The sequence below is a fragment of the Marinobacter sp. genome (assembly GCF_046484525.1).
Lineage (GTDB): Bacteria > Pseudomonadota > Gammaproteobacteria > Pseudomonadales > Oleiphilaceae > Marinobacter.
Genome location: NZ_JAWOIS010000064.1, coordinates 1 through 4,814, shown reverse-complemented (window position 1 = coordinate 4,814; position 4,814 = coordinate 1). Strand labels below are relative to the sequence as shown.

Annotated in this window: 5 protein-coding genes, 1 tRNA gene and 2 pseudogenes; 2 read left to right on the top strand and 6 right to left on the bottom strand. The window is 58.0% G+C overall.

What is annotated here, in order from left to right:
- Window positions 1-66: 66 nt before the first annotated feature.
- The 5 genes and pseudogenes from R6W86_RS14245 to R6W86_RS14225 all read right to left on the bottom strand — a co-directional run bounded on the left by R6W86_RS14245 (window position 67) and on the right by R6W86_RS14225 (window position 2,835).
- On the bottom strand, window positions 67-252 hold the full coding sequence (locus tag R6W86_RS14245; RefSeq protein WP_410330023.1) for a hypothetical protein: 186 nt from the start codon (window positions 250-252) through the stop codon (window positions 67-69).
- A pseudogene (gene tnpC / locus R6W86_RS14240) lies at window positions 249-1,663 on the bottom strand (IS66 family transposase). The gene R6W86_RS14245 and the pseudogene tnpC overlap by 4 nt, the downstream one beginning before the upstream one ends.
- A 183-nt stretch (window positions 1,664-1,846) precedes the next feature.
- Window positions 1,847-2,161 (bottom strand): annotated as a pseudogene (gene tnpA, locus R6W86_RS14235) (IS66-like element accessory protein TnpA); the annotation flags it as partial.
- Window positions 2,162-2,410: 249 nt separating this feature from the next.
- Window positions 2,411-2,501, bottom strand: a tRNA-Ser gene (locus tag R6W86_RS14230).
- Between the two features lie 127 nt (window positions 2,502-2,628).
- A complete protein-coding gene (locus R6W86_RS14225; protein ID WP_410330022.1) occupies window positions 2,629-2,835 on the bottom strand; it encodes a DUF2905 domain-containing protein in 207 nt (68 codons plus the stop codon).
- 48 nt (window positions 2,836-2,883) lie between these two features.
- Between R6W86_RS14225 and R6W86_RS14220 the strand changes: the two genes are divergently transcribed.
- Complete coding sequence (locus tag R6W86_RS14220) at window positions 2,884-3,414, top strand: isochorismatase family protein (RefSeq protein WP_410330021.1); 531 nt, start codon at window positions 2,884-2,886, stop codon at window positions 3,412-3,414.
- A gap of 71 nt (window positions 3,415-3,485) precedes the next feature.
- On the top strand, window positions 3,486-4,145 hold the full coding sequence (locus tag R6W86_RS14215) for a cupin domain-containing protein (RefSeq protein ID WP_410330020.1): 660 nt from the start codon (window positions 3,486-3,488) through the stop codon (window positions 4,143-4,145).
- A 37-nt stretch (window positions 4,146-4,182) separates the two neighbouring features.
- On the opposite strand, the gene R6W86_RS14210 is transcribed toward R6W86_RS14215, so the two are convergent.
- Window positions 4,183-4,554, bottom strand: a complete 372-nt coding sequence (locus R6W86_RS14210) for a hypothetical protein (RefSeq protein WP_410330019.1) — start codon at window positions 4,552-4,554, stop codon at window positions 4,183-4,185.
- Window positions 4,555-4,814 lie beyond the last annotated feature (260 nt).

Below are 4,814 nucleotides of genomic sequence, written 5' to 3'. Positions count from 1 at the left end.
CTACTGAGCCACTGAGAGCCTTGAGAGCAAGGCGCGATGGCGAAGGTTTGGTGGTTCCAAATCGAGTCAGCGCAACGCAGCTATCAAGGCTCTCAGTGGCTCCCGAAGGGCGCGGCGCTGGGGCCCCTGACCGGTGTTGCCAGCACTTGATGTGGAACCACCACACCTGCGTACTGGCGCCTTGGCCAGGGCCCCCAGCGCCACGCAGTAGGTCAGCGAATTAACCAGACGGGACACTAGGTGAATGATCATTTGAGTTCTTTTTTAGCTGCGGCAAGCTTCCAGTTTTGGGGCAACAGTTCAGCGATGGAGTTATTCTTCTGCATCGGCAGGCGAGTCAGCACATTCTTCAGGTAGGCATAAGGATCATGCCCATTCAGCTTCGCGGATTGGATCAGTGTCATCACAACCGCAGCACGTTGGCCACTGCGTAGTGATCCCGCGAACAGCCAGTTGGAACGGCCCAACGCCCAGGGCCGGATCTGGTTTTCCACCCAGTTGTTGTCGATGGGCACAGCACCATCATCCAGGTAGCGAGTCAGCGCTGCCCACCGTTTGAGGCTGTAATCCAACGCTTTGGCTGTGCCGGAGCCATCCGGTACGTTCTGGCGATGCGCCAGCATCCATTGATGAAGTGCGTCAGCAAGTGGTTTGGCTCTGGTTTGTCGGATTTCCCGGCGCTTATCCGGCGGCAGGTCTTTGGTGTCCCGTTCGATCTCGTAAAGTCCGCCGATGTATTCCAGGGCCTTGGCGGCCAGTTCGCTCTTGTTGGCTTCGTGCAGGTCGTAGAACTTGCGCCGGGCGTGGGCCATACAGCCGATCTCGGTAATACCGTTACCGAACCCGGCTTTGTAACCAGCATAATCGTCACAAACCAGTTTGCCCTGCCAGTCACCCAGGAAGGTGCGGGCGTGTTCACCCGCTCGGCTGGGCGCGAAGTCATAAACGGTGGCTTTCAGGTCCGAGAACGGTGTGGTGCAGTAGGCCCAGACGTAGGCCTTATGGGTTTTCTTCTTGCCCGGGGCCAGCATGCTGACTGGGGTTTCATCGGCATGCAGAACGTTGTGTTCCAGCAAGGTGTTCCTCATCGCATCCGCCAGGGGTTGCAGCTGCACACCACAGGCACCGACCCATTCGGCCAGAGTAGAGCGAGGGATTTCCAGGCCCACTTTCCCCGGATATGACGCTCCACGGTGAACTCGCCCGGTACGTAGTCGAGCTTCTCGCTGATGTCTTTACCAATACGCTTGAGCTGGCAGCCACACTGGCACCGGGTGTTGTCCGGTTCGTGGTGGATCAGGGTGCGGGGCAGTTCCGGTGGAAGTGGGGTGCGCTTGGGCTTTTGCTTTGGCCGAGTGGCTTTCTCTTCCTCGGTCATCGCCTGGTCCAGCTCGGCTTCGATGGCGGCCAGGTCGCTGTCGATCAGCTCATCCAGCAGCTTTCCCTGAACCGCATTGAGTTGTTCACTGCGCCGGGCGTACTTGTGACACTTGAGGATGGCTACTTCGTGAGTCAGCTTCTCGATGATGGCGTTGCTGCGCACCAACTCACGATCCTTCTTGCCCAGGGCTTGATCCTTGGCGTCCAGAGAGTCCATCGGTTCCGTCGCCAGGGCTCGGAGCTGATCGGCAGAGAGTTGGTTGATGTCGGGGCGCTGAGTCATGCCGCCTAGTATGCCAAGTCCCTGTGCGGCAAGCGATTCTCGGTTCTGGCTATAGCGGCATTAGGGCACTTGTGGTTACAGGATGGCGATGACGCCTTCAGCCCCAAGGCGCTGCCAGGGCCTTGTCGGGCCCGGCCCGCATATCCAGCGGCTCGGTGGCCAGCCAGATCTCATCAATGCGGATCATCCCAACAGGTCCCGAAGCAAGGCAGCACATTGATGGGCCTGCTCCGCCGGCCACTCCACCACAACTGAACCACCGGCGTGGGGAATCTCAATGTGGATAGTGCTACTCTCATCCGAGACTGATTGGTTGCCCGGTGCAGAGGATGCCGCTGGCAGATTAACCGGCACAAATCCCGGCGTTTTCGGCCCTCGCCGCGCCTCGCTCCTCCAGCGCCGGACCATGTTGGCGTTGAGGCTGTTATCTAGGGAGATCCGGGAAACGGATGCTCCGGGTTCTAGGCATTGGGCGACAATCTCGGCTTTGAATTCCCGGGAGAACCGGCGGCAGCGCCAGGCTCAAGATGGGATTACCGGACGCTTACAAAACTCCGCCATTTCTGACGGAGTTTTGTATTGGCGGAGAGGGGTGAGCCGGGTTCCCGGCACGAGCAAAGCTCGTGCCCCGGCGAACGGGCTTGGCCTCTGGCCAAGCCCTGGACGGTCACCGCCCGAACCCGCGAGGGTTCTTCTTACCTTTCCAATCCGCCAATAAAAAACCCCAGCGATGCTGGGGTTTTGTATTGGCGGAGAGGGAGGGATTCGAACCCTCGATACGCTATTAACGTATACACACTTTCCAGGCGTGCGCCTTCAGCCACTCGGCCACCTCTCCAATAAACTGTTTCAAATCAGCGGTGTTGCCGCTCATTTGAGGGCGCAAACTTTAATGGTTTTCCAGGCCCTTGGCAACACCCTATCCGGAAATCGCCGAAAAAATTTCATATTGGCCCGAATTCCGGTTAACGGTTGAACAAGTTCAGAACTATCGTTAACAGAACGCTGATGATAATCATCGAGGTAATCGGTATAAACACCCGACTGTTTTCCGATCGGATGTTAATATCCCCCGGTAATTTGCCGAACCAGTTCAGCAGGCCCGGGGCGAAATGTAGTATGGCTCCAAGCAGAACAAGAATAAGGCCCGCGATCACCAGCCATCGCGCCATGGGGAACTCCTCTTACGAAACTGCCCTCTCAGAACAAGGAGAATAACAATGCTGATGAAAGCAGACCAATCAGTCCTGATCCTGATCGATGTCCAGGAAAAGCTGATGCCCGCGATCAGCTTCGGCGAGGAAGTCGCGGACCGGTGTACGACGCTTGCGACGATTGCGGGGCTCCTTGAGGTTCCTGTGCTCGGCACCGAGCAGCTGCCGGACAAACTCGGCCCCAATATCGAATCGGTGCGAGAACTGTGTAACTCGCTTCTCGACAAGACCCATTTTGATGCCTGCCCGGATGGCCTGATTGACCAGCTGCCCGAAGGGCGCCAGCATATTGTCATTGGTGGCTGTGAGACCCATGTCTGTATGATGCAGACCGCACTGAGCCTCCTGGATGCGGGCTACAAAGTGTGGGTGGTGGCGGATGCCACCGGATCGAGAAACGATTTTGACCGGGATGTCGCCCTGGACCGGCTGAACGAGAGCGGAGCCCGGATTGTTACCCTGGAAATGGTTGCTTTCGAGTGGATGCGCGATTGCCGGCACCCACGATTCCGGGATATCCAGGCGCTCATCAAGTAAAGGGCCTGATGTGGTCATCCAGCGCCCATTCGCTGGCATATTCCCGGCACTCCAGTAATCAGAGGTTTGTCATGCTCAATATGGATTTCAGTGAAAAGGTGGTGATCCGTACCGCGGAGATGGACTGGGTGCCCAGCCCTGCCGGCGGTGTCTTGCGGAAGCCACTGGCCCGCGAAGAAGCTGAACGGGGTCACGCAACCAGTGTGGTTCGCTATGAGCCTGGAGCATCGTTCAAGCGCCACGAACACCCGCTGGGAGAGGAAATCCTGGTACTCGAAGGCGTCTTCTCCGACGAGACCGGCGACTATCCGGCCGGCACCTATCTTCGCAACCCGCCCGGCAGCGGACATGCTCCCTTCAGCAAGGAAGGATGTACCCTGCTGGTCAAGCTGCACCAGTTTGACGAGAGGGACACGGAAACTGTCCGGGTGGACACCCGCACGGCTGAGTGGTTACCGGGCATTGGCGGGCTTCAGGTAATGCCCCTTCACGATTTTGAGCACGAGCATGTGGCACTGGTGAAATGGCCGGCCAATGAAGCATTCCAGCCCCACCGGCACTTTGGCGGCGAGGAAATCTATGTGCTCTCCGGCGAGTTCTGCGATGAACATGGGCGCTATCCTGCCGGCACCTGGATTCGCAGCCCGCACATGAGCCAGCATCACCCCTTCGTGGAGCAGGAAACCGTTATCTGGGTGAAGACCGGCCACCTTCCCCTGCCAACGCGGTAGAAAGAAAAAAGGCCCCGAAGGGCCAAGAGAGTGCGCATCAGGATGACATTGCTGAGGACTGCCAACCGACGCTGCTGAAGAGCTCGTTGCTCGCGCCATCGCCCGCGGGCCTATAGCGGAAATCGTTTTCCCCGGCCGGCAAGGCAAACACGTGGTAAGCCTCCGGTCCGAACGGATCCAATGCGGTACCGAGATAGTCGAAGCGATCCGGTACCGGCTCACCGGAAAGGGCCACCCGGAACTGACGCTCGACTGTCGGTGTGCCAACATTCAGCGGCTGTTCCACCCAGAGGTACACGGCCTTGTGCGGGACGATGTATTCGCAGCGCACGACCCGGTAGCCCTCTTTCAGGTTCAGGGTTGTCGGCTCTTTTGCGGCCTCAACGCGGAATTTGTGAATCGTTTTCATGGCTGCTTCCTCCGAGTTGCCACTTCACGCTTCCTATGGTCCTCCGAATTCTACTTCGAGAAAATAAGCTTTTTTGGTCTTTTGGCATCGAAATAATCGATGCATCAAGTTTCCAGATCTGTACCCAGCGCACTGAAGTTGACAGGGTCCATGCAAATTGCCCGGACGCCCTCATGGGCCAGTTTCCGGCCCCGCGTGATGGCAAACAGTTCATCCTGCACTTCATCAATTCTGGCGATGTGCTCCACCTCATACTGGCG